At 67.4% G+C, this 20,430-nt stretch carries 22 protein-coding genes and 2 tRNA genes; 10 read left to right on the forward strand and 14 right to left on the reverse strand.

What is annotated here, in order from left to right:
* Positions 1–9 precede the first annotated feature (9 nt).
* From amrb99_RS01275 to amrb99_RS01300, 6 genes are all read right to left on the reverse strand, one after another.
* Positions 10–810 (reverse strand): SDR family oxidoreductase, encoded by an 801-nt coding sequence (locus amrb99_RS01275; protein ID WP_190850988.1) that lies wholly within the window; start codon positions 808–810, stop codon positions 10–12.
* Positions 810–1,694: an amidohydrolase family protein gene (locus tag amrb99_RS01280; RefSeq protein ID WP_190850991.1), complete on the reverse strand. Its 885-nt coding sequence runs from the start codon at positions 1,692–1,694 to the stop codon at positions 810–812. The genes amrb99_RS01275 and amrb99_RS01280 overlap by 1 nt, the downstream gene beginning before the upstream one ends.
* Positions 1,695–1,739: 45 nt before the next feature.
* A complete protein-coding gene (locus amrb99_RS01285) occupies positions 1,740–3,335 on the reverse strand; it encodes an AMP-binding protein (RefSeq protein WP_190850994.1) in 1,596 nt (531 codons plus the stop codon).
* A gap of 80 nt (positions 3,336–3,415) precedes the next feature.
* The gene (locus tag amrb99_RS01290) at positions 3,416–4,192 is read right to left on the reverse strand and encodes a helix-turn-helix transcriptional regulator (RefSeq protein WP_190850996.1); all 777 of its coding nucleotides are present in this window, start codon (positions 4,190–4,192) and stop codon (positions 3,416–3,418) included.
* A 540-nt stretch (positions 4,193–4,732) separates the two neighbouring features.
* Positions 4,733–5,371, reverse strand: a complete 639-nt coding sequence (locus amrb99_RS01295; RefSeq protein ID WP_190850998.1) for a hypothetical protein — start codon at positions 5,369–5,371, stop codon at positions 4,733–4,735.
* A gap of 111 nt (positions 5,372–5,482) precedes the next feature.
* Positions 5,483–5,746, reverse strand: a complete 264-nt coding sequence (locus tag amrb99_RS01300; protein ID WP_190851000.1) for a hypothetical protein — start codon at positions 5,744–5,746, stop codon at positions 5,483–5,485.
* 177 nt (positions 5,747–5,923) lie between these two features.
* Here amrb99_RS01300 and amrb99_RS01305 point away from each other — a divergent pair, with 177 nt between their 5' ends.
* Positions 5,924–6,226, forward strand: a complete 303-nt coding sequence (locus tag amrb99_RS01305; RefSeq protein ID WP_347256496.1) for a tyrosine-type recombinase/integrase — start codon at positions 5,924–5,926, stop codon at positions 6,224–6,226.
* Between the two features lie 105 nt (positions 6,227–6,331).
* Here the strand turns inward: amrb99_RS01305 and amrb99_RS01310 are convergent.
* A tRNA-Ser gene (locus amrb99_RS01310) sits at positions 6,332–6,424 on the reverse strand.
* A 151-nt stretch (positions 6,425–6,575) separates the two neighbouring features.
* Positions 6,576–7,007: a hypothetical protein gene (locus amrb99_RS01315; protein ID WP_190851002.1), complete on the reverse strand. Its 432-nt coding sequence runs from the start codon at positions 7,005–7,007 to the stop codon at positions 6,576–6,578.
* Positions 7,008–7,199: 192 nt separating this feature from the next.
* Between amrb99_RS01315 and amrb99_RS01320 the strand changes: the two genes are divergently transcribed.
* A tRNA-Arg gene (locus amrb99_RS01320) sits at positions 7,200–7,272 on the forward strand.
* A gap of 24 nt (positions 7,273–7,296) precedes the next feature.
* Here the strand turns inward: amrb99_RS01320 and amrb99_RS01325 are convergent.
* The 3 genes from amrb99_RS01325 to amrb99_RS01335 form a co-directional block, all read right to left on the reverse strand.
* Positions 7,297–7,761, reverse strand: coding sequence for a site-specific integrase (locus tag amrb99_RS01325; protein ID WP_190851004.1), 465 nt, complete (start codon positions 7,759–7,761; stop codon positions 7,297–7,299).
* A gap of 257 nt (positions 7,762–8,018) precedes the next feature.
* Positions 8,019–8,321, reverse strand: coding sequence for a hypothetical protein (locus amrb99_RS01330; RefSeq protein WP_190851006.1), 303 nt, complete (start codon positions 8,319–8,321; stop codon positions 8,019–8,021).
* A 172-nt stretch (positions 8,322–8,493) separates the two neighbouring features.
* Complete coding sequence (locus amrb99_RS01335; RefSeq protein WP_190851008.1) at positions 8,494–8,787, reverse strand: hypothetical protein; 294 nt, start codon at positions 8,785–8,787, stop codon at positions 8,494–8,496.
* A gap of 292 nt (positions 8,788–9,079) precedes the next feature.
* On the opposite strand from amrb99_RS01335, the gene amrb99_RS01340 reads away from it, so the two are divergent.
* Positions 9,080–9,988, forward strand: a complete 909-nt coding sequence (locus amrb99_RS01340) for a DUF5919 domain-containing protein (protein WP_206699738.1) — start codon at positions 9,080–9,082, stop codon at positions 9,986–9,988.
* Positions 9,985–10,797, forward strand: a complete 813-nt coding sequence (locus tag amrb99_RS01345; RefSeq protein WP_190851011.1) for an inositol monophosphatase family protein — start codon at positions 9,985–9,987, stop codon at positions 10,795–10,797. The genes amrb99_RS01340 and amrb99_RS01345 overlap by 4 nt, the downstream gene beginning before the upstream one ends.
* A gap of 1,111 nt (positions 10,798–11,908) precedes the next feature.
* On the opposite strand, the gene tcmP is transcribed toward amrb99_RS01345, so the two are convergent.
* Positions 11,909–13,051, reverse strand: a complete 1,143-nt coding sequence (tcmP, locus tag amrb99_RS01355) for a three-Cys-motif partner protein TcmP (protein ID WP_190851016.1) — start codon at positions 13,049–13,051, stop codon at positions 11,909–11,911.
* Between the two features lie 484 nt (positions 13,052–13,535).
* On the opposite strand from tcmP, the gene amrb99_RS01360 reads away from it, so the two are divergent.
* The 3 genes from amrb99_RS01360 to amrb99_RS01370 all read left to right on the forward strand — a co-directional run bounded on the left by amrb99_RS01360 (position 13,536) and on the right by amrb99_RS01370 (position 16,073).
* Positions 13,536–13,979, forward strand: coding sequence for a hypothetical protein (locus tag amrb99_RS01360; protein WP_190851019.1), 444 nt, complete (start codon positions 13,536–13,538; stop codon positions 13,977–13,979).
* A gap of 214 nt (positions 13,980–14,193) precedes the next feature.
* Entirely contained in the window at positions 14,194–14,547 is a 354-nt protein-coding gene (locus tag amrb99_RS01365) for a hypothetical protein (protein WP_190851021.1), read from the forward strand.
* A gap of 1,058 nt (positions 14,548–15,605) precedes the next feature.
* The gene (locus amrb99_RS01370; RefSeq protein WP_190851023.1) at positions 15,606–16,073 is read left to right on the forward strand and encodes a hypothetical protein; all 468 of its coding nucleotides are present in this window, start codon (positions 15,606–15,608) and stop codon (positions 16,071–16,073) included.
* Here amrb99_RS01370 and amrb99_RS01375 read toward each other — a convergent pair.
* Positions 16,024–16,626 (reverse strand): TetR family transcriptional regulator, encoded by a 603-nt coding sequence (locus amrb99_RS01375; RefSeq protein ID WP_190851025.1) that lies wholly within the window; start codon positions 16,624–16,626, stop codon positions 16,024–16,026. The two genes, amrb99_RS01370 and amrb99_RS01375, sit on opposite strands and share 50 nt — an antisense overlap.
* A 97-nt stretch (positions 16,627–16,723) precedes the next feature.
* Here amrb99_RS01375 and amrb99_RS01380 point away from each other — a divergent pair, with 97 nt between their 5' ends.
* Positions 16,724–17,626: an SDR family oxidoreductase gene (locus amrb99_RS01380; RefSeq protein WP_190851027.1), complete on the forward strand. Its 903-nt coding sequence runs from the start codon at positions 16,724–16,726 to the stop codon at positions 17,624–17,626.
* On the opposite strand, the gene amrb99_RS01385 is transcribed toward amrb99_RS01380, so the two are convergent.
* Positions 17,623–17,937 (reverse strand): hypothetical protein, encoded by a 315-nt coding sequence (locus tag amrb99_RS01385; protein ID WP_190851029.1) that lies wholly within the window; start codon positions 17,935–17,937, stop codon positions 17,623–17,625. The two genes, amrb99_RS01380 and amrb99_RS01385, sit on opposite strands and share 4 nt — an antisense overlap.
* A 170-nt stretch (positions 17,938–18,107) precedes the next feature.
* Between amrb99_RS01385 and lepB the strand changes: the two genes are divergently transcribed.
* Together lepB and amrb99_RS01395 are read left to right on the forward strand one after the other, a co-directional pair.
* A complete protein-coding gene (gene lepB, locus amrb99_RS01390) occupies positions 18,108–19,025 on the forward strand; it encodes a signal peptidase I (protein ID WP_190851032.1) in 918 nt (305 codons plus the stop codon).
* A gap of 163 nt (positions 19,026–19,188) precedes the next feature.
* On the forward strand, positions 19,189–20,430 hold the full coding sequence (locus amrb99_RS01395) for an ion channel protein (protein WP_347256486.1): 1,242 nt from the start codon (positions 19,189–19,191) through the stop codon (positions 20,428–20,430).

The following is a 20,430-nucleotide window of genomic DNA, read 5'->3' on the forward strand; positions in this document are numbered from 1 at the left end:
AGCAGTGCCTCATTTCGACGTCGGCGAGTCGAAGCTCGCGCCCATGCCGATGCCGGCGCCACCGTCGACCGGGATCACCGCGCCGGTGACGAATCGCAAGTTGGGCGACACGAGCGCGCCGACCAGGTCGGCGAACTCGGAGGGCGCCCCGATGCGCCCCATCGGTATCCCGTTCCCGAGGCTTGCTTTGGACAGCTCCGGCTGCCGTTCCAGCAGTCCGTTCAGCAGGGCGGTGTCGAAGAAGCCGGACAACAGAGTGTTGACGTTGATGCCCTGCCTGGCGACCTCCAGGGCGAGGGTCTTGGCGTAGCCGATCACCGCCGACCACACGCCGACGGACGCCGCCATGCCGACGGCCGGGCGCTCGACGACGCCGGAGACCACGTTGAGGATGCTGCCGCCTTCGGTGGTCATGTACGCCAAGGTGGCTCGCACAGATCGGACGACGTAGAAGAAGTGGCGCTCGAAGGCCTTCAGCCACACCTCGTCGGTGAGCTCGGAGATGCGCCGGATCGGCGGTCCGCCGTCGTTGGTGACCAGGACGTGAACGGCCGGACCGAACCGCTCAACGGTCGAGGCGGTGACGCGCTCGATGTCGGCGTCGGCCGAGCAGTCGGCGGCCAGCCCGAGGACCTTCTCCTCGCCGTATGCGCCGGCGAGCCGTTGCGCCGCGGCTGTGACCTTCTCCGCGCGCCGCGCGAAGATCGTGACGTTGGCGCCTTCCTTCAGAAGCCGATCGGCGATGGCGTATCCCAAGCCGCCGCTGCCGCCGCCGACGATGGCGACCTTGCCGGTCAGTCCGAGGTCCATCACTGAACTCCGATCGAGGTGAGGAAGGTCTCGGCGTTGCCGGAGAACACGTCATCGAGGACATCGGAGGAGAAGCCCTCCTCGCGCCATTCCTCGACCAGCCTGTCGTGGGCGAGCATCGGGTAGTCGGCTCCGAAGAAGACCTTCTTGCGCAGCCGCTTACCGATCTCGCGCTTGAGCTCGTCGGGGAAGTAGCGCGGTGACCAACCGTGGAGCTCCATCCACACGTTCGCCTTGTGCAGTGCGACCGCGATCATTTCCGACTGCCAGGGCCATGCCACCCGGGCCGCGATCACGTTCAAATCGGGATGCCTGGCCGCGACACGGTCGACGTAACGGGGGTGGCAGCCCTCTAGGGTGATGCCCATGCCTCCGCGGGTACCGGCCCCGGTGGCCGACATGCCGACATGGACCAGGACGGGACGGTTGGCCTCGATGCACATGTTCAGACAGGTCTCCCATTCCGGCTGGTCGGGTGTCCCGGCCGGTGTGAACGAGTGGACCGTCAGTCCGACGAGTCCCGTCCCCTCGCTCAGGCAACGCTCGAATTCCTTGACATGAGCCGGCTGCGTGGGGTCGATGCCGATCCAGTTGCCCAGTACGACGTCGGGGTGCTTGCGCGCGTAGTCGAAGGCGTAGTCATGCTGGTCGCGTAGTGCACCGACGTCCATGGTGTAGGTGAACGCGAAATCGAGCATCGCCCTGACGTTGGCGCGGCGGAACTGGACGGCCTGCTCCTCGTCGCTGACGAAACTCATGTCCCACTTGAAGTAGCCCCGCAGGGCCTCGCGATCCTCGGCCGTCTCGTAAGGGCTTCCCTTCCATCCGCGCTCTGTGCCCCAGTGGGAATGGAAGTCGATCAGCCGGGCCGGTGGTACGTTCACATTGAGCGCCTTTCGTGAATGGCTGCGGGAAGGGCCTCGCGATGATCAGTGGACATTGCGGGTCGAGTCGGCCCAGAACGGCGCACGCAAGCGCTTCTTGTCGATCTTTCCCACCGGCGTGGCGGGAAGCGAGTCCACGACCACGACCTTCTTGGGCGCGTACATCGAGCCCTTGGCCTGCTTCACGTAGGACTGGAGCGCGGGAATGTCGACCTGCCGTCCCGATCGCGGCACCACGAACGCGGTGACGAGCTCGCCCCAGCGGCTGTCCGGCACGCCGATGACGGCGGCTGCGCCCACCGAAGGGTGCGCTGTGAGAACGGCCTCGACTTCGCTTGCGTAGATGTTGAAACCGCCCGAGATGATCATGTCCTTCTTGCGGTCCACGATGTAGATCAGGCCCTCGGCGTCCTGGCGGGCGAGGTCTCCGGTGTGGAGCCATCCCCCCTTGAGCGCCGCTTCCGTCTCGTCGGGGAGGTTCTTGTAGCCCTGCATCACCCCGCGGCTCCGCATGGCGATCTCGCCCACCTCGCCCAAAGGAACGTCGTGGCCCTCGTCGTCGATGAGCCTGATGCGGTTGCCGACCACGGGACGGCCGCAGGAGGCGAGTTGCTCAAGGCTCGCGGTCTCGTGTGCGGCCTTGGTCAGGACCGTCCCGATGCCGGCCGACTCCGTCTGCCCGTAGATCTGGGAGAAGACCGGACCGATCCGCTCGCGGGCCTCCGCCAGCCGCACCGGCGACATCGGCCCGGTGGCGTACCAGATCACCTCGAGGCTGGAGAGGTCCCTGGTCTCCGGACGCTCCTGATCCAGCAAGGTGTAGATCATCGTCGGAAGGCCGCTCACGCAGTTGATGTGCTCGGCCTCGATGACGTCGAGGAACCGGCCGGGTTCGAAGCCCTGCTCGATCACCACCGTGCCGCCGCGCAGCAGGGTCGGGATGACGGCCAGCCCGGCCGCGTGGGTGAGCGGGGCCGCTGCCAGGTACCGCGGGAGGTGCGGCTGCTCGAAGTCGGCCATGTGCGCATAGACCATCTGCACCATCGACCGATGAGGCTGCATCACGCCCTTGGGCCTGCCGGTCGTCCCGCCGGTGTACTGCAGCCAGGCGACGTCCATCTCCGTCGCCGGACCACGGTCCAGCGACCGGACCGCCGCGGGCTCGCCCTCGGACAGACCACCGGCGGCGGGGATCACCATCAGGTGTCGCAGGGAGTCGACCTCGGCGAGGACCTGGCGGCCATGCTCCTCCAGGGGCGCGGTCACCACCAGCACCGTGGCCTCCGCGTCCTCGCAGACGGTGATGTGGTCCGTGACCGAGGCCAGGGCCTGCAGCCCGGTGAAGCGGCCGCCCAAGAGATACGTCGCGGCCTGGACGACCCACGATTCCGGCATGTTCGGACTGAGCATCGTGACCCCCACGCCGAGACCCACTCCCCGATGGGCCAGCGCGGCCACATACCGCGAGAGAAGGTCCCTGACGTGCGCATAGGTCAGTCGCCGGTCACCGGCCACGAAGGCCTCGGACGAGCTGTGCCGGCTGAGCGCCTGCAGGATCAGGTCACCTAGCGTGACTCCGGAGGATGCCGCCGTAGCGGCCGCCGAAGCCGCAGCACCGTGACCCGGAAGGTGGTGGGACATGCCTCAAAGCGTGGCCGCCGAGCAGGCGGGCGTGCCACCGATGTTCCGCCCCGAATTTCCGATAACCCGCCAGACCGACGTCAGCGGTGAGCCGCACCCGCTGTGGAGCGGTAACGACCGGGCGTCTGGCCGACGAGATCGGTGAAGGCGCTGATGAAGCTGCCGGGATTCGACCAGCCGAGTCGCATCGCCGTCTCGGTGACCGAGGTACCTTCAGCGAGTTCAAGCAGCGCTCGCTGAATCCGCAGCAGCGTGCGCCACTGATGGAAGCTCATCGACAATTCGCTGCCGAACAGCCGGCTGAGAGTCCGTTCACTCGAGCCGGTTCGGTGCCCCAACTCCGCCAGCGTCGCCGGAATGGCCGGGTCGGCGTGCAGCAGGTCGGTGACGGCCTTGAGGCGAGGATCGCTCGGCTCCGGCAGCCGCAGTGGCTCCTGCGGGGCGCGGGCCAACTCCGCACCGATCACCGCGAGCAGCAGACGGCCACGCTCACTGCCGGCCGGCTCATGCTCGCTGCTCATCACCAGGTATGCCTCGCGCAGCAGCGCACTGGCCACGAAGACCGACGGCTCGGGCGGCAGTTCCTCGGACAACGCTGCCGGAACCGCGAGCACGCGGACATCGGTCTCGCCGTAGGAGTGACTGCTGTGGACATAGAAGGGCGGCACCCACGTGATGCGGTTCGCCGGCGCCACCCAAGTACCGACCTTGGTCGTCGTGACGAGCGCCCCGGAGGCGGCGTACCTCAGCTGGCCGTAGTCATGGAAGTGCGCGGCGATGTCCTCACCATGCGCCATGGGCTCGCAGACCGGCGAGTCGTCGGTCCAGAACACCGGCTGCTGCGCAACCTCACTCATCAGCAAGCAGCGTAGCTCGCGTTGGCGGACAGCCAGAATAAGTGGCCACGAATCCAGCAACGCGCCCATGAGAGGTACGGGCCAGCGCTCCGGCAGGTCGGCCGCATTCCCGAACCGACGGGGCCAGACAGTCAGACCCAGCAGTGGACGAGCTGGACTCGGCGACCACGCGGCACCTCGGCCAGGGCCTCGCTGGAGTCGACAACCGCGAACTCCCAAGTGCCCTTCTCCCATGCAGGTTCATGGAGTCCACGCTCAAGTACTCCAGGGTGCACGCCCGGTTGAAACGGTGCCCGACGTGGTGGGCTGGCCTTGCCCGATGTGCGGGGAGCTAGTCGCCGCAGGCAGCATCCTCACCCTTGCCGCCCGAGAATGCGGCGCTCGACCCGCTGTACCGCGCCTACGCCGAGTGCGACCAGTCGCGGACGTCCCGCACCGGCGCAAAGACCCTGCCGCACTGTGCCCGCCAGCGCCGTCAAGTCGTCCGACCACCGTCCCGTCTCGGCGATGATCCGCTTCCGCTGACCGCAGCGGACCCCGCTACCCCTGGCGGGCGGGATTCGGGAAGGCGCGGTCCGCGAGGCGGCTCAGCAGGAACCACGGCACCGTGAACGCGACCAACACCTGCGGCACGCGCAGGGCCGGCGCCAGCGGCAGGGCGAGGATCGCCAGCATGCCCGCGAGGCCCACGAGGATGAGAAGAAAGCCCGTGAGGTTGTAGGACGGCTTGCTGCGGGAGCGCCGCGCCAGCCAGACGGCCAGCACGGCGGCCAGCAGCCCGCTCGCGATCGCCGCCTGGACGACCGGATTGCCGGACACCAACTCGAGGAGCGTTGTGATCGCCGCCGTGATGACCATCGAGAAGAGGAACGACTTGCGCGTGCTCGCCATCCACCAGGGCAGGCGCTCTACGGAGTCCGGCGCCGGCGGAGGCGGGACCGGACCGGGCTGGGGCTGCTGGGGCTGCGGGTACGTGGGGTATTGCGGGTACGTCGGCTCCTGCGGGTACGTCGGATAGGGCGCCTGGGGCCCGGCCGGAGGCTCGCTCGGGGGCTCGGGCGCCGTCCGGTCCGGAGGGGCGAAGCGCCGCTCGCCGTCCTTGCGCACCTGGAGGACCCCGAAAACGATCGTCGTCCCGAGGGAGGCGATCGAGATGCCGTTGGCGACCCAGTCCGTCACGCAGCCAGTCTCGCGAGGCCGGAACCGGATGTCACCGTGTTGGCACGTTCCGCTGTGGCCGCTGAGGGACACCCGGACCCCGGCGGCTGGCGCACGGCGTGAGCACTGGGGCTAGTGGACGCCGCGGTCGCGGCCCTGCCAGTAGGGGGCGCGCAGCCCCCGCTTGAGGATCTTGCCGGTGGGGTTGCACGGGATCTCGTCGCGGCGCTCCACCGACGTCAAGCACTTGAAGTGCGCGAGGCGCTCGCGGCAGTAGTCGATGATCTGCTGCTCGGCGCCGTTCTCGGAGAGCACCACCAGGGCCTTCGGCGTCTCGCCCCACCGCTCGTCGGGCACGCCGACGACCGCGCAGTCGGTGACGGCGGGATGCCCCATCAGGACGTCCCATCAGCACGCCGGTCGAACTCACGGTAAGGGCACTACGTCACCCAGCGGTTCAACAAGATCCTCAAGCTCTACAACGCCATCCGCCGCCGCCGTCACGAGGAAGGCCGGGACGTCGACAAGATCGCCCGTCGGCACCGCACGACACCCGAACGGGTTCAGGCCGCGATCAACGGGCTCATCCTGCCGCCGGTCCGCCTCCACGACCTACGCCACGACGCGGCGACGATGGCGCACGCGGCCGGAGTCAGCATGAAGGGCGTCTCGGAGATCCTCGGGCACTCCCACGAGACGTTCACCGCGAACGTCTACGCGGTGGTGACGAAGGAACTCGCCGAGCAGGCCGCCACGTCGATCTCCGGCGTCCTCCAGCGCCACCGGCGCCGAGGAACGTCGGGGCTCGCTCCAACTGCCGAGCACAGCGCCGACGTGCGGCTGCGCACCTCGTGTGCAGCCCAGCCAGGGGCGTGACCTGCGGTTTCCCGCTGTTGACCCGGTTGTGCAGCCACGGGCCCGTTTCGGGCCCTGAAACGCGACTGCGGGGATGCGTCTGTCGATGCATCCCCGCAGGTGAGGTGGCGGAGGATCGGGGATTTGAACCCCGGATGGGCGGTAAACCCAAACCGCATTAGCAGTGCGGCGCCATAGACCGGACTAGGCGAATCCTCCAGGAGCCATCAGGCTCAGCACAGGGTACCGGTTCGGCGCAGCAACCGGCAAAGTCTGGCCTGTGGCACTGAAGCATAGTGCGAAGACGCCCTCCGGGCGACGAGGTTGCCGGACGATTCGCTCCCGGGGCCGCGGGAGCGAAGCGCCGCGATCAGCCGATGTGGAAGCCGGTGTAGCCGCAGGCCTTGCCCAGGTCCTCACCGTGCTGCTGCATCTGCGTGAAGTTGGGCGTGCCGCCGGACAGGTTGCCGGAGCTGAGCTTGCGGAGCGTGGCCGCGGTCTCGTCGAGGTCGCCGGCGAACGCGGTGGCGGCGGTCTCGACGTCGCCGCCGGCGTTCTGGCCCTCGCTGCGGATCTTGGCGGCCGCGTCGGAGAACGTCTGGGCCGTCGACTCGGCGCCGCCGGTGCCGGTGGCCGAGCCACCGCTCGAGGCGACGCTCTTCAGCTCGGTCTCGATGTTCTTGCAGGCGGTCTTCTTCTTGCCGCCGCCGGTGATGGAGTCCACCGGACCGCAGGCCGTGGAGCCGATCAGCAGGCCACCGATGGCCAGGGCGCCGACGAGCTTGGCGGCAGACATGCGCATGAACTTTCTCCTTCAGGGGGGTTTGGGACTTCGGACGAGGGTAAACCGCAGTGGTCACATCCGTCTCGAATACCCCTTTGGCGTTATTCCGCCACAGACGGTTCCGTGACCCAGCTCACACTCTCGCGAACGCCTCTTTGGACGCCGATTCGCCGTCCGGTGCTGGGAGCCGGTACAGTTGGGTCCGAACGGGCACCCGTAGCTCAATGGATAGAGCATCTGACTACGGATCAGAAGGTTAGGGGTTCGAATCCCTTCGGGTGCGCAGCAGGTCAGAGGTCTCTCGCGATCATCGTGAGAGGCCTCTTGCGTTAGCGCGGGAGCCACGGCACCGCTCACGCTTCGAAGAGCGCCCGCTCATCGCTTCGGCCGCTGCCCGCTTGTCGTCCACCGGGAGATGCCCGTAGACGTCCTTCGTGATCGCGATGGACGTGTGCCCGAGGATCTCGGAGACGACGTGCAACGGCGTCCCCTGCGCCAGCATCAGCGAGGCGCCCGAGTGCCGCAGCTCGTGCGGGTGCCAGTGACCGAGGCCAGCGCGCTTGGCGAGCTTGGAGAAGATGTGCGAGAAGTTGTCCGGGTCCATGGGCGTCCCGATCTCGCTCGCGAAGACCAGCCCGTGATCCTGCCACAGCTCACCGGCCGCGATCTTGGCCTTGGCCCGCCGAGTGTGGAGCGTCCGGAGCTTGGCCACGAGCTGGGGAGTCAGGACGAGCGTCCGGCGTGACTTGGGCGTCTTCAACTCCCCCACCACCAGCCGCGTCCTCCGTCCGCTCGCCGTGTCGCGATCTTTGATCCGCCAGGCCCGCTACGCGCGGGGAGCCTCGCCCATCCGTTCAGCCAACTGCATTGGCGTAGCTGCCTCCACCAGGACCCACCTCCGCGCCCGCGGCAGCATCGCCCACCAGTGGAAGGTGTGCTTCCCGAACCACACGGTCGACCCGGGAAAGCGCCGCTGCAACGTCAGCACGGCTGCCGCCACGTCGTCTATGACGGGACCAACCGGCCGGGTCACGACCGCGACCGTTCGTGCGCGGGCACCGGCGGTTCGGCGAGGAACGCCGTGATTCGATCGGCTGCGCCGTCGACGTCGCGCAGGGCGTGGAAGTTGTCGACGCGCCACCAGGAGAACCCGCCGGTCCGCCGGTTCACCACGACGTAGGCGATGACATCGGTCGCCGTCCCGCCAGGCCGAGTGATGGTCAGGCCCGGGATCGCGTCCCGCATCTGGACGCACACACCACGCCGGACCAGGGCGCGGCACATGTCGCCGAGCAACCGGAGTTCGATCTCGCGGGGGACAGGGGTGTTCATCGCTTCTCGCTTCCTGGTGGAAGCAGAGCCGGAGGCGCGGGGACGCTGACCTACCCCACCGCACGTGATCGCCCCGGGGGCGGGCACAGATCACGCTAGGGGACGCCCTCACCGCGCCGCCAGCTCTGCCATTCGAAGCGCCCGGCACTGCTCGTCATGCCAGACCAGAGCGCTAGTCGGTGTGGCCGCTCGCCGAGCCGTTCAATTGGCCGCCTTGAGCGGTCACGAAGTGCGCGACCTTGGTGGCCGCGCCCGGCACGTCGTCGACCGGATGTTTGCTGTCATCGCGTCGCCAGGTGAACGTTCGCCCCGAGGCACCGACGAAGACCCATACGAACAGGCCCGGATTGGCCGTACTGACCATCAGTCCCGGCAAGCCGTCATGCAGTCGGACGCCCAACCCCAGCCGAGCGAGCGACGCCCGCAGTTCCCCGAGAAGCCGCAACTCGTTCCCGCGACCGCTCACGACGCCACGTCCTCACACGACGGGCGTTCCTCGCCGGTGCCCAGGCAGTCAGGGCACTGGTCCTGACGGCTCTCGGCCGGAACACCCGCGACGTGGCCGCGTGCCAGTGTCCGCCGGGACACCCGCCGCTTGACCCCGCGTCCCCCGCAAGAGGTGCAATCACTTGCCATGACGCAACCGTGCCAAGGAGTTACGTTGCGTCACTAGGCCGTGATCATCTCGCCCCGGACGTCAAGGTCTTACAACCGTCTCGACTTTGTCTCGTCTTCGATGTCACGTCGCGTCTAGCCTGGTGACGTCCATCAGGAAGGACGGCCCGGTGTCTCCCCAACCGATCCTGCTTCACGTGATGATCCGCCAGCGCCGCCTACAGCGCTACGGCATGTTCCAGGCCGCCTACAACGAGGCCGCCAAAAAGATCTCGCCCGACCTGGTCGGCACCGCTCCCAGCCGCGCCCAGCTCCACCGCTGGACGTCCGGCGGGCTCAAGCGACTGCCCTACGTCGATCACTGCCGGGTCCTTGAGGCGATGTTCCCCGAGTGGACCGCCGACGACCTGTTCGCGCCGTGCCCTCCACACCTGCTGAACGGCGAAACGGCCGCACCCGGCGCGGAGGAGCGCGCCGACCTGGAGGCCACCGCCGACCGCATCGGCCCCGGCACCTACGCCGACGTCACCGCCGTCTACCCGACCCGAGCAGAGTTCTCCTTCGCCCACCCGCCACACGAGCTGCTCGACGGTGCCACCACCATCCGAGCCGCCGGCCTTTCCCTCAACCTGTTGTGCCAGCAGTACCCCGACCAGCGCCTGGCCCGGCTCATCGAGGACGGCACCACCCTGCAAGCCCTCTTCCTAGACCCCGAAGGCCAGGCCATCCGAGCCCGCGAACAGGAAGAGGGCTACACCGACAACCACCTGACCACCCTCACCCGCCTGAACATCGAGGTCCTGACCCGCCTACGCAAGCGCCTCTCGCCCGAGGCCCAAGAGCGCCTGTCCGTCGCGGTCTACGACGAGACAATCCGCTTCAACATCACGCTCGTCGACGACCGCCTGTGCGTGATGCAGCCCTACCTACCGCAGGCCCGAGGCGTCGACTCGCCCACCTTCCTCGCAGAACGCGACTCGACCGGCACTGGTCTATATGCCACCTTCGAAGAGATCTTCCGCTCCCTCTGGACCCGAGGCAGGACCGTATGACCGACGCACCCGCATCGCTGCTCCCCGTCGCACTCAAAGCCGCGGAGATAGCCAGTGATCTCGTGCGAACCCGCGTCCCCGGCCTGCTCACCGCCAAGGGCGACCGCGACATGGCCAGCGAAGTCGACTACGCCGTAGAACGCGCGGTCCGCGACTACCTGAAAGAGCGCACCCCGAACATCGCCATCCTCGGCGAAGAAGAAGGCATCACCGGCGACACCAACAGCGATCTCCTCTGGGCCATCGACCCAGTGGACGGCACCGCCAACTTCGTCCGCAGCATCCCCCTGTGCAGCTTCTCGCTCGGCCTCATCGAACGAGGCCGCCCCGTCGTCGGCGTCATCGACCTGCCGTTCCTGGGCACCCGCTACCACGCCGCCCAGCACACCGGCGCCTACGCCGGAGACCTCCGCATCCAAGCCAGCATGACCACCGACCTCAAAGACGCCATCGTCGCCATCGGCGACTACGCCGTAGGCGACGGCGCCGAAGCCAAGAACCGCATCCGCATCGCCCTCACCGAGCGCCTGGCCGCCAACGTCCAACGCGTCCGCATGCTCGGCTCAGCCGCCATCGACCTCGCATGGGTCGCCGAAGGCAAGCTAGACGCCAGCATCACGCTGTCCAACAAGCCCTGGGACACCGCCGCCGGCGTCATCATCGCCCGCGAAGCCGGAGCCCAGGTCACCGACCAAGACGGCACCGACCACACCTTCACCTCAACCGCCACCATCGCCACAGCACCGGCAGTCGCCGCAGACATCTCCGTCCTGCTCAGTGCTACTGCTCACCACACGTCCAGGAGTTGAAGCGATTGGGAAGCCTCCGCCCCTGACACGGTCTGCCTGCGTCGGAGGACCTGGCGGACGTGCTGCCTCTCAGGGCCGCCAGGCCACGCCGAACTCGACGCACCCCGTCAACTTGGCGGTCCAGAGATTCGGAGGACGAATGCACGAGAACAGTGCTAAGACTGCCTAGCAGCGACTAGGGTTTCGGATCTTCCTGTAGTGCCAGTGAACCTGTCTGAGGCTGGACTTCCAGGGCGATCGAACGTACGTTTGATACACGAGGTCGACGTTTAAGCAAGCGCTTTGGGAGTGCTGATGGGTGACCGGAGTTCGATCGAGTGGACCGAGACGACCTGGAATCCAACAACCGGCTGTGACAGGATCTCTCGTGGCTGTGACAACTGTTACGCCCTGACATTGGCTAAGCGGCTCAAGGCAATGGGGCAAGCTCGTTATCAAAATGATGGAGATCCGAGAACGTCTGGACCGGGTTTCGCGATCACTCTACACGAAGACTCGCTCGATCTGCCGTTTAAATGGAAGAAACCGCGAACGGTATTCGTTAATTCGATGTCGGATCTCTTTCATGCCAGAGTTCCTTTGGATTATGTACGTCGAGTCTTCGACGTCATGGAGCAGACACCTCAGCACACCTATCAAATCTTGACTAAGCGTGCACGGCGTCTTCGGCGAGTGGCTAATGATCTCCGATGGCCTCCTAACGTTTGGATTGGCGTGTCCGTTGAAGATCGAGAAGCTTTGGACCGTGTCGACGAGTTGCGGCAAGTTCCCGCATCCGTCCGCTTCCTATCTTGTGAGCCATTGCTCGCACCTCTCAGCGGGTTGGACCTACGCGGAATAGATTGGGTCATCGCAGGCGGCGAAAGTGGGAAAGGGGCACGACCGATGAACGCTGAATGGGTACGGGATCTGCGCGATCAATGTACCGAGACAGGGGTCGCCTTTTTCTTCAAGCAGTGGGGTGGAATAAGGCCCAAATCGGGTGGCCGCCTTCTAGATGGTCGCACCTGGGATCAGATGCCCGACAGGGCTGACCACTCGGATCAGGCGAAGCCGGAACTTACTGTATCGGGCGCCGCCGGGTAAGCCTGTGGAGGCTACTTGCCACTCGTTAGGCAGGCTCGATGACTTTGGGAATCAAGTCACCCTTCGAGTCGGTCTTTGTGATTCCTTCTCGAAGAAGGTTCTTCCACGCGGCACGAAGATGCTTTACGCGTGCTTTTCCAAGCGTATCTCCGTAGACCTCAGCGTAACGATCTCGGATGCGAAAGCCGCCGTGCTCCGAGAGCAACTCGCGGAGATTATCGGTTATCTCCTTTACCCACTTGTCTGAAAGCGCCTTCTCTTCTGCTTTGAACTCTTCTTCGTCGCCCTCAAAGAGGGAACCGGCAGACTCGGTATCGAAGATCGCCCTTCGCCACTTCTCCAACCCAAGGGAGAGTGATTCGCCGAACAGGTACAGGCCATCTCGGTGACGAGAAAGGAACACGAGATGGTAGGCGGATCTATAGTGTTCACGATTCCGGACATCCGCTGTCCAGTAGCCTGCCTTGGCGGCTGAACTGAGTCGGGTGGCGTAACCTTTTACAACAGCCTCTTCTGCGGCTTCCCGCTGTCGATCATCCGCCTCTTTTGTAGGCGCCTCATCCAGCCAAGCAGAACGCCACCAGTCGCCATCGCAGACTCCGTCCATGCGACGCAACGTGGCTTCATTTGCGTTCGAGCTCGTCAAATGTCCGGCGATTCGACGAAGTGCAATCGTTGAGAAATTGATTAGCACTTCCGTGGGCATGCCAACCCCAGTGGGGCGCATGAGAATTTTTCTGACGTCTTCAAACGGGATCATTAGGCCAAACGGATCAAGGAAGACGAAGAGGGGGATCCCTTGCGTTTCGTCGAGGATGAGAGTTAGATTATCGGCGACGTCGCCAAGGAATATCTTTACATCTAGGCCCTTTCCTTCGTCTTCTGTGAACCGTGAGAGCTTCTGAAAGGACTCGGAATCCTGCTCGACGAATAGACATTCAAGCCGTCGGCGACTTGACATTTCTCTTGCCTTTCGCAGTAGCAGCCCGGGTGATCCTTCGCTGCCATCTTCATAAGTTCCAGTGCCCGCATATCCGTCGACGATCGCAACGCGGCCCCCCTGCGATGTACTGCCCGTCTTCATTGCGAAGGGGCTGATGTATTGATCCAGAATGGCGTGCTTCAAAATGGCGGCTGCCTTCTTGCTTTGAAAAAATGGTGTGGCCAAGATTCACTCCTCGTCAGAGCATGGGTCGAGGTTCAATCTTCGCAGTGACCGAACCATCAGGTCCATAGCTGCCCGAATCCGGACAGAGCGAGAGTGAGAGTGCTGGCAATAACCGTAGGCTCGTATAGGATGGATCGTTTGGTCTCGGGGCTGGTATTGGCGTTGACAAGCGTGAAAGCTGGGCTTCGCGGCCTCTGCCCTTGCGGGCCGGTGGGTACGCCCATGGGAAGCGGCTTGTCGCATCGTTCCGCCGTTCCACAGGCGCTGCCGAATTGGGCTGTTTGAGATCAAGGGGCGGCGGCGCTTGGGCCGCTGGCGCGGCCCTGCGCCTGGCCGCCCGGAGCGTGCGGCGTGGGCGCCGGTCACCGGGCGGCCGCGCCCGGCCGCGCATCGCGACGCGTCCGCCGGCCCCGCCCCGTTCGGCCGCCGCGGGGTCGCGCCGCCGCCGGTAGGCTCGCACTCCCCATCGCGACAGTGGAGCGTCATGCGAGTCGAGGATGCACAGCCGCAGTTGCTTACGTGCCTACAAGAGGCAGGCCAAGAGCCGAGTCGACTCGACCCGCAGCCGACGTGGAGAGCATTCGGCCGCTTCATGCGTCACCCGGTTGAGGCCGAGGAAGACGCCCTGCTGTACGAGTACGGCATCTTCTCTTTCCGAGGACCACGACGCTTCACTCTGAGCTTCTGCCGTCAGTTCGACGTCGACGAGGACAACCCACCGGCTCTCATCCAACTGCGCTGCGAGATCGAATACGAGCCGACACCTGCGCTTGAAGCCCTAGGTTCACACAACCAATGGTGGTCAGGTGCGGAGGGTGAGCCGTCGCTTGCCGTAATGCTGGACAAGATCGAATGCAGGTCGGAATGGAAGGTCATCGGCGCACACCGACCGGTGTGCAGCTCGGTGTATCAGGAGCGTCCATGCTGAACCTGGCCCGAAGGCTCGGTCCCATGCGGTCGAGGTTCGTCCCACGGGATCATTGAGCGAGCTCGAACCAGGAGGCTGCGCCGCCCCCTGGACCCCCGCGCCCCGGAGGGCACTCCCGCGCGCATCTGTCTGTCAGGGGTTGAGCGCCGTTCGCGCGGGAGCACCCTCCGGACCGGCCCCCGCGTCCGTTGCGGTACGCGCCTAGGCTGCGAGCGTGGCCGATACGAAAGGGGCTCGACCGAGGATCCGCCCGGTCGAGCAGTGGAGCGACGCATACGGGTTCCTCGACCAAGTCCGGGCGCGCCCAGGGATGTGGGTTCGTGACCACTCATTGCACGAGCTGGAGACTCTCCTGTGCGGATACGGCGTCGCGTTGCTGATCCACGGGGTCGATGAGCGCTTCGCGTTCGGTCCCAGAGGCCCCTTCTCCGACTGGCTGGAGCAGCAGTACGGCTGGTCACTGGTGCTCGGGTGGGCTACGGCGATCGGAGATCATGCCGAAGGTGAATCCCCGCTCGAACGGTTCTTTCAGCTCGTCGAGGAGTTCCGTCGCTCTGCTCAGACCTGAGGAGTTTTGGGAGCCACCGTGGAGCCACGGGGGTGGATGATCTTGGCTCGGGGTGAACTAGTTCGGACGCAGTGCCGGTCATCGGGCCAGTGGGCGGACGGGTTCGGACGGCGACAGTGATCGTTTGGGAATCTACGGATCAGAAGGTTAGGGGTTCGAATCCCTTCGGGTGCGCAGCAGGTCAGAGGCCCCTCGCGATCATCGCGAGGGGCCTCTTGCGTTAGTACGGGAGCCACGGCACCGCTCACGCTCCGAAGAGCGCCCGCTCATCGCTTCGGCTGCCGCCCGCTTGTCGTCCACGAGGAGATGCCCGTAGACGTCTTTCTTGATCACGAAGACGTGTGGTCGAGGATCTCGGAGACGACGTGCAGTGGTGTCCCCTGTGCCGGCATCGGCGAGGCGTCGGATGCCAGTGGCCGAGGCCAGTGCGCTTCGCGAGCTTGGAGAAGATGTGCGAGAAGCTCGGCTCAGCGGATCCCGCTGTCGTAGCCGATGTCTACGCGTGCGTACGCGTGTAGCGGCCGGGGGCTAGGCGCACTCGGAAACGCCCTTGGCCATCCGTCCGGACGAAGGCCGCCACTCCGGGCCAGTCATGCCGCGTCACCACCGCCGACATCCTCACATGGCCCACGGGGCACACTTGCCCGACCCTCTGCACAGGGCACATTGGCCCTACCGTCGTCTGCCCAGCCAGGCCACTGCCCGAAGCCGTCGAGAAGAGCCAGACCGGTTCGACCGCACCCAAGGCCAGCACTCCCAGCGCCGTCGCCGCAGTGATCTTCCAAGCTCTTCGCATGGCTCTGGGACGCTCGGGATCCGCCGACGAGTTCCCGGGGCGAACACAGTCATTGGCCGAGCTCGAACCAGGGGGCTGCGCGGCCCTGCGGACCCCCGCGCTCCAGGGGGCACTCCCGCTTCTGTCACGGGGGGGCGCTCCGTTCGCGCCGGAGCACAGTGATCGCGGGCGTATCTCTTCGGGTGCCCTTCGCGGTCGTTGCGAGGGGTCTCTCGCGTTCGCGGAACGTGGGGGTGGGGGCTGGCGTCTTAGGGAGGTGAGTTTGAGTGCGACGGTCTTGCCGTTGGCGGGGGTGGCTCTCGGGTCGGCTGGGACGCTGGTCGGTCAGTACCTCTCCACGCGGGTGGACGCGCGGCGGGCGCGGTTCGAGCGGGACAGTGCGGAACGGGCGGAGCGCAAGGAGGCGCTCATGGAGTTCCTGTCCGCGGCCCAGCAGGTGGAACTGTGCCTGGACCGCCTCTCCTTGGGGGAGCACATCGAGGATTCCGAGAAGTGGCAGCATCTGCATGCGCTCTGGCTCGCCAAGAAGGTTCCGGAACTCGTGTGCACTCCTTCGGTGGCTCAGGCTGCTCACGACTACACGATGGCTCTCCATGCGCTGCTTCGCGGGGCGGGCGCGCCGGCCAAGCGGGAGCTCCGGTTCGCGTTCATGGAGGCCGCCAGGGTGGAGCTCGGTGTGGCTAGCGAGCCGTTGAGGCGGGATCCTCCGGCGGTGGAGTCCGGCCGGTAGCGGAGAGGGCGCGCAGGTCGTCGAAGGCCTGGAGGAGATGGGCGTCCAGGCTCTGGGACGGGTCGTCGATCCAGGCTTGGGCGGCGTGGTGGAAGGTGGCCCAGCCGGTCTGGGCGGCGAGGGCCGCCAGACGGTCGGGGACGCCGCGCCGGCGGAGGGCGTCCGCCAGGGCGTCGGTGAGCGAGGCGGCCTTGGCCAGCTCCCGTTCGCGGAGCGCGGGCGTCGCGGCGATGATCTCCAGCCGGGGTTCGGAGAACGGGCGGTTCTCCTCGAGGACGCGTCCCGCCTTGCGGAACGTGCCGAGCAGGACGTCGAGCGGTTCCAGGTCGGCGGGCGCCTCGGCCACCGCGCGGGTCATCGCGTCGCGCAGGTCGGCCTCGCCGTCGAAGAGCACCTCGCGCTTGTCGGGGAAGTGCCGGAAGAACGTGCGCTCGTTGACGCCGGCCCGGGCGGCGATCTCGGCCGCGGTGGTGCGGTCGTAGCCGCGTTCCCGGTACAGCTCCAGGGCCGCCTGGCGAAGGCGGCGGCGCGCTTCTGCTCCGCTCCGTGGCACGCGTCGAGACTACCGCATGTGTCAGTGGCTGGCGCTACGTGTAGAGTCAGCGACTGGCGCTAAGAAGCGTCAGTCACTGGCTTTATGAGGAGTCGTCATGCATGTCTTCGTCACGGGCGGTTCGGGACTGACCGGTCCGGCCGTCGTCGCCGAGCTCATCGCCGCCGGTCACACCGTCACCGGGCTCGCGCGCTCGGACGCGGCGGCAGCGCGGCTGGAGTCGCTGGGCGCCATGCCGCACCGGGGGTCCCTGGACGATCTCGACAGCCTGCGCAGCGGCGCCGAAGCCGCCGACGGCGTCCTGCACATGGCGTTCGGGGGCGACTTCGCCGACCCCGACGACATGATGAGGCGCGACCGGACCGCGATCGAGACGCTCGGCCGGGCACTCGGACGCTCGGGCAGGCCGCTGGTCTGCACCTCGGGCACGCTGGTCATGCCCGCCGGACGGGTGAGCACCGAGCAGGACGAGCCCGATCCGTCCGGGATCGCCGGCTTCCGGCTCCCGGGCGAGCGGGCCTGCCTGGGCTTCGCCGCCGAGGGGGTGCGGTCGAGCGTGGTCCGGCTCGCCCCGACCGTCCACGGGCCGGGGGACTACGGGTTCATCGGCATGCTCGTCGACACCGCACGGAAGACCGGTGTGTCGGCTTATGTCGGGGACGGCGGCAACCGGTGGCCCGCGGTGCACCGGCTCGACGCGGCGGTCCTGTTCCGCTTGGCGCTGGAGAAGGCGCCCGGTGGCAGCGTGCTTCACGGGGTGGCGGAAACCGGCGTCACGTTGAGGAGCGTCGCGGAGACGATCGCGCGGGGGCTGGGGCTGCCCGCGGTCTCACTGTCCCCGGACGAGGCCGCCGCCCATTTCCCCAGCCCGTTCATGGCCATCGTGTACGGCTTCGACGCGCCCGCGTCCGCGTCGTCCACGCGGGAGTTGCTCGGCTGGACGCCCGTCCACCCGACGCTGCTCGACGACCTGGAGCACGGCGACTACCTCAAGGGCTAGCGGGACCGCGAGCGGCGCCGCTCCGCTACGGCCGCCGCCAGGAACAGCGCCACCGTCACCCCCGCGGCCACCTGTCCGGGACGCTTGACCTGGTCCCTGGCCTCGCCGCACCGGACGTCGCGCTGGAGATCGACCTCGCCGGTCGGGTCGTTCTTCGCCGGGTGATCGTCGCTGGGCGTCCGGGAGAACCACACCGAGCCGCAGCTCTCCGTCTCGACGCCCACCTTGATGTGCGTCGGCCAGAGACCGAAAACGGCCACGGCGAGCAGCGAGCAGAACCCGAGGACGGCGAGGAGGCGCGGCAAGGACATAGAGGCATCATGGATCACTCGCCGCCGCCGAGACAGGGGCTTGAACCGGGCCATCACTAATCCCCGGGTTTCGGACAGGGGCGCCGGCGGAGAGCGGCTCTTCATGAAGGGACGGGGCGCGGCGACAGTAGGATCCGGCTGGAGGGCAGGCGCGAGGCGATCGGAGAGACATGCACCCCAGCTCTGACGGCGCGGCGCCCCGCGAGGAGGACCTCGACAGGTCCGCACCCGCAGACGAGGCCTCGGAGCGGCCGTCCGGCGGAGCGGACACCGGGACGGACGGCGAACGGCCCGGTGACGGCGCGGCGGAACCGGCGAAGGGGAAGAAGAAGGGGTCGTTCTGGAAGGAACTGCCCGTCCTCATCGTCGTCGCCGTGGTGCTCGCCCTCGTGGTGAAGACGTTCCTTGTGCAGGCCTTCTACATCCCGTCGGGCTCCATGCAGAACACGCTGGAGATCGGCGACCGGGTCCTCGTCAACAAGATCGTTTACCACACGCGGGACGTCAAGCGCGGCGACATCGTGGTGTTCAACGGCATGGACTCGTGGGACCCCGAGGTGACGTACACGACGCCGAAGAACCCGGTGGCGCGGTTCTTCCGGTGGGTCGGCGGCGCCTTCGGGGTCGCCCCCGGCGAGAAGGACTACATCAAGCGGGTCATCGGCGTGCCGGGCGACCACGTGAAATGCTGCGACGCGCAGGGCCGCGTGTCCGTCAACGGGGTGGCCCTGGACGAGCGGTCGTACCTCTACACCGATCCCGTCACGCACGAGCAGAACAAGCCGTCCGAGCAGCCGTTCGACGTGACGGTGAAGCCGGGGACCCTGTGGGTCATGGGCGACCACCGGGAGCTGTCCGCGGACTCGCGCGCGCATCGGAGCGACCCCGGCGGCGGCGCGATCCCGCGGGGCCGGGTCATCGGCCGCGCCTTCGTCGTCGTGTGGCCCGTGAACCGGATGAAGATGCTCCCCATCCCCGGCACGTTCGATCGGGCCATCGGCGCTCTCGCGCCCGCGACGCCGGTCGCGCTGGGACTGGCGGCGGCGACGCCGGTCGTCCTGCTGCGGCGCCGCTCGCGTAAGGGCTGATGAGCGGGGCCGTCAGGTCTCCAGTCGGCGCGGGAGACGTCCTTCCCCTCGGCCCCCTCGACGCCTGACCGCCGCAGGAATTTGACCGGGGGTTTCTGCGCAGCGCGATCTTCGCGGGTAGGGAGGAGGAAGATCGATCGCGTCGGCTCCGGGGGGAGGGCGGGTGGCCGGCACCACCGCGACCCAGCCTCGCGCGCTGCTGGCGCTGTCGCTGCCCGCACTGCTGATCGGCGTGGGGGCGAGCCTGCTCCTGCTCGGCGTGAGCACGGTCGCCGAGGCGCTGCAGAAAGCCGTCTGGGACCGGCTCCCGCACGCCCTCGGCATCGGCGGGGAGCCCGCCTGGTGGACGGTCCTGATCCTCGTCCTGGCGGGCGTCGCGGTCGGCCTCGTCGTCTGGAAGGTGCCGGGCCACGCGGGACCCGACCCGGCCACCGAGGGCCTCGTCGCGCCGCCGATGCCCGCGCCCGTCGTCCCGAGCCTGCTGCTCGCCACCGTCCTCACGCTCGCGGGCGGGGTCAGCCTCGGCCCGGAGAACCCGATCACCGCGGTCAACGTCGCGCTGGCGTTCGCGCTCGGGCGGCGCTTCCTGCCCAGGGTCCCGGGCGAGGCGTGGGTGGGGCTCGCGGCGGCCGGGACGATCGGCGCGCTGTTCGGCACTCCGGTCGCCGCGGCGCTCATCCTGTCGGAGACGATGACGGGCGAGTCCGGCACCCCGCTGTGGGACCGCCTGTTCGCGCCGCTCGTCGCCGCCGGCGCCGGGGCGCTCACCACCGTCGTGCTCGCCGCGCCGGTGCTGGCGGTGGACGTCCCCGGCTACCCCGGCTTCACGCTCGTCGACCTGGTCAGCGGCTCGGTCATCGCCCTCGCCGCGTGCGCGCTCGGGCTGGTGCTGGTGTACGCGTTCCCGTACGTCCACGCCGCCTTCCACCGGCTGCCGGGCCCGGTCGCCGCGCTCGTGGCCGGCGGGGCGGCGCTCGGCGTGCTCGGCGCGATCGGCGGCCGGATCACCCTGTTCAAGGGCCTGAGCGAGATGAAGACCCTCACCGAGCACGTGTCGTCGCACTCGACGGGCGGGCTGCTGCTGATCGTCGTGGTGAAGCTGGCCGCGCTGCTGATCGCCGCGTCGTGCGGGTTCCGCGGCGGGCGGATCTTCCCGTCGGTGTTCACGGGCGTCGCGATCGGGCTGCTCGCGAACCGGCTGGTGGACGACGTCCCGGTGTCCCTCGCGATCAGCGCGGGGGTGCTCGGGCTGCTCGTCGCCGTCACCCGGCAGGGCTGGCTGAGCCTGTTCATGGCGGTCACCGTCGTCACCGACATCAAGCTGCTGCCGCTGATGTGCGTCGTCATCCTGCCGCCGTGGCTGCTGGCCGTCGGGCGCCCGCCGATGCTCGTCAAGGAGGGCTGA

The sequence above is a fragment of the Actinomadura sp. RB99 genome (genome assembly GCF_014706005.1).
Lineage (GTDB): Bacteria > Actinomycetota > Actinomycetes > Streptosporangiales > Streptosporangiaceae > Spirillospora.

Bases quoted from the DNA above. Each gene is read 5' to 3' on its own strand.
- amrb99_RS01285 (WP_190850994.1), bottom strand. From the start codon at position 3,335: ATGTCCCACCACCTTCCGGGTCACGGTGCTGCGGCTTCGGCGGCCGCT.
- amrb99_RS01275 (WP_190850988.1), bottom strand. From the start codon at position 810: ATGGACCTCGGACTGACCGGCAAGGTCGCCATCGTCGGCGGCGGCAGC.
- amrb99_RS01385 (WP_190851029.1), bottom strand. From the start codon at position 17,937: ATGTCCTTGCCGCGCCTCCTCGCCGTCCTCGGGTTCTGCTCGCTGCTC.
- amrb99_RS01360 (WP_190851019.1), top strand. From the start codon at position 13,536: ATGCGAGTCGAGGATGCACAGCCGCAGTTGCTTACGTGCCTACAAGAG.
- amrb99_RS01345 (WP_190851011.1), top strand. From the start codon at position 9,985: ATGACCGACGCACCCGCATCGCTGCTCCCCGTCGCACTCAAAGCCGCG.
- amrb99_RS01380 (WP_190851027.1), top strand. From the start codon at position 16,724: ATGCATGTCTTCGTCACGGGCGGTTCGGGACTGACCGGTCCGGCCGTC.
- amrb99_RS01315 (WP_190851002.1), bottom strand. From the start codon at position 7,007: ATGCGCATGTCTGCCGCCAAGCTCGTCGGCGCCCTGGCCATCGGTGGC.
- amrb99_RS01290 (WP_190850996.1), bottom strand. From the start codon at position 4,192: ATGAGTGAGGTTGCGCAGCAGCCGGTGTTCTGGACCGACGACTCGCCG.
- amrb99_RS01330 (WP_190851006.1), bottom strand. From the start codon at position 8,321: ATGAACACCCCTGTCCCCCGCGAGATCGAACTCCGGTTGCTCGGCGAC.
- lepB (WP_190851032.1), top strand. From the start codon at position 18,108: ATGCACCCCAGCTCTGACGGCGCGGCGCCCCGCGAGGAGGACCTCGAC.
- amrb99_RS01300 (WP_190851000.1), bottom strand. From the start codon at position 5,746: ATGGGGCATCCCGCCGTCACCGACTGCGCGGTCGTCGGCGTGCCCGAC.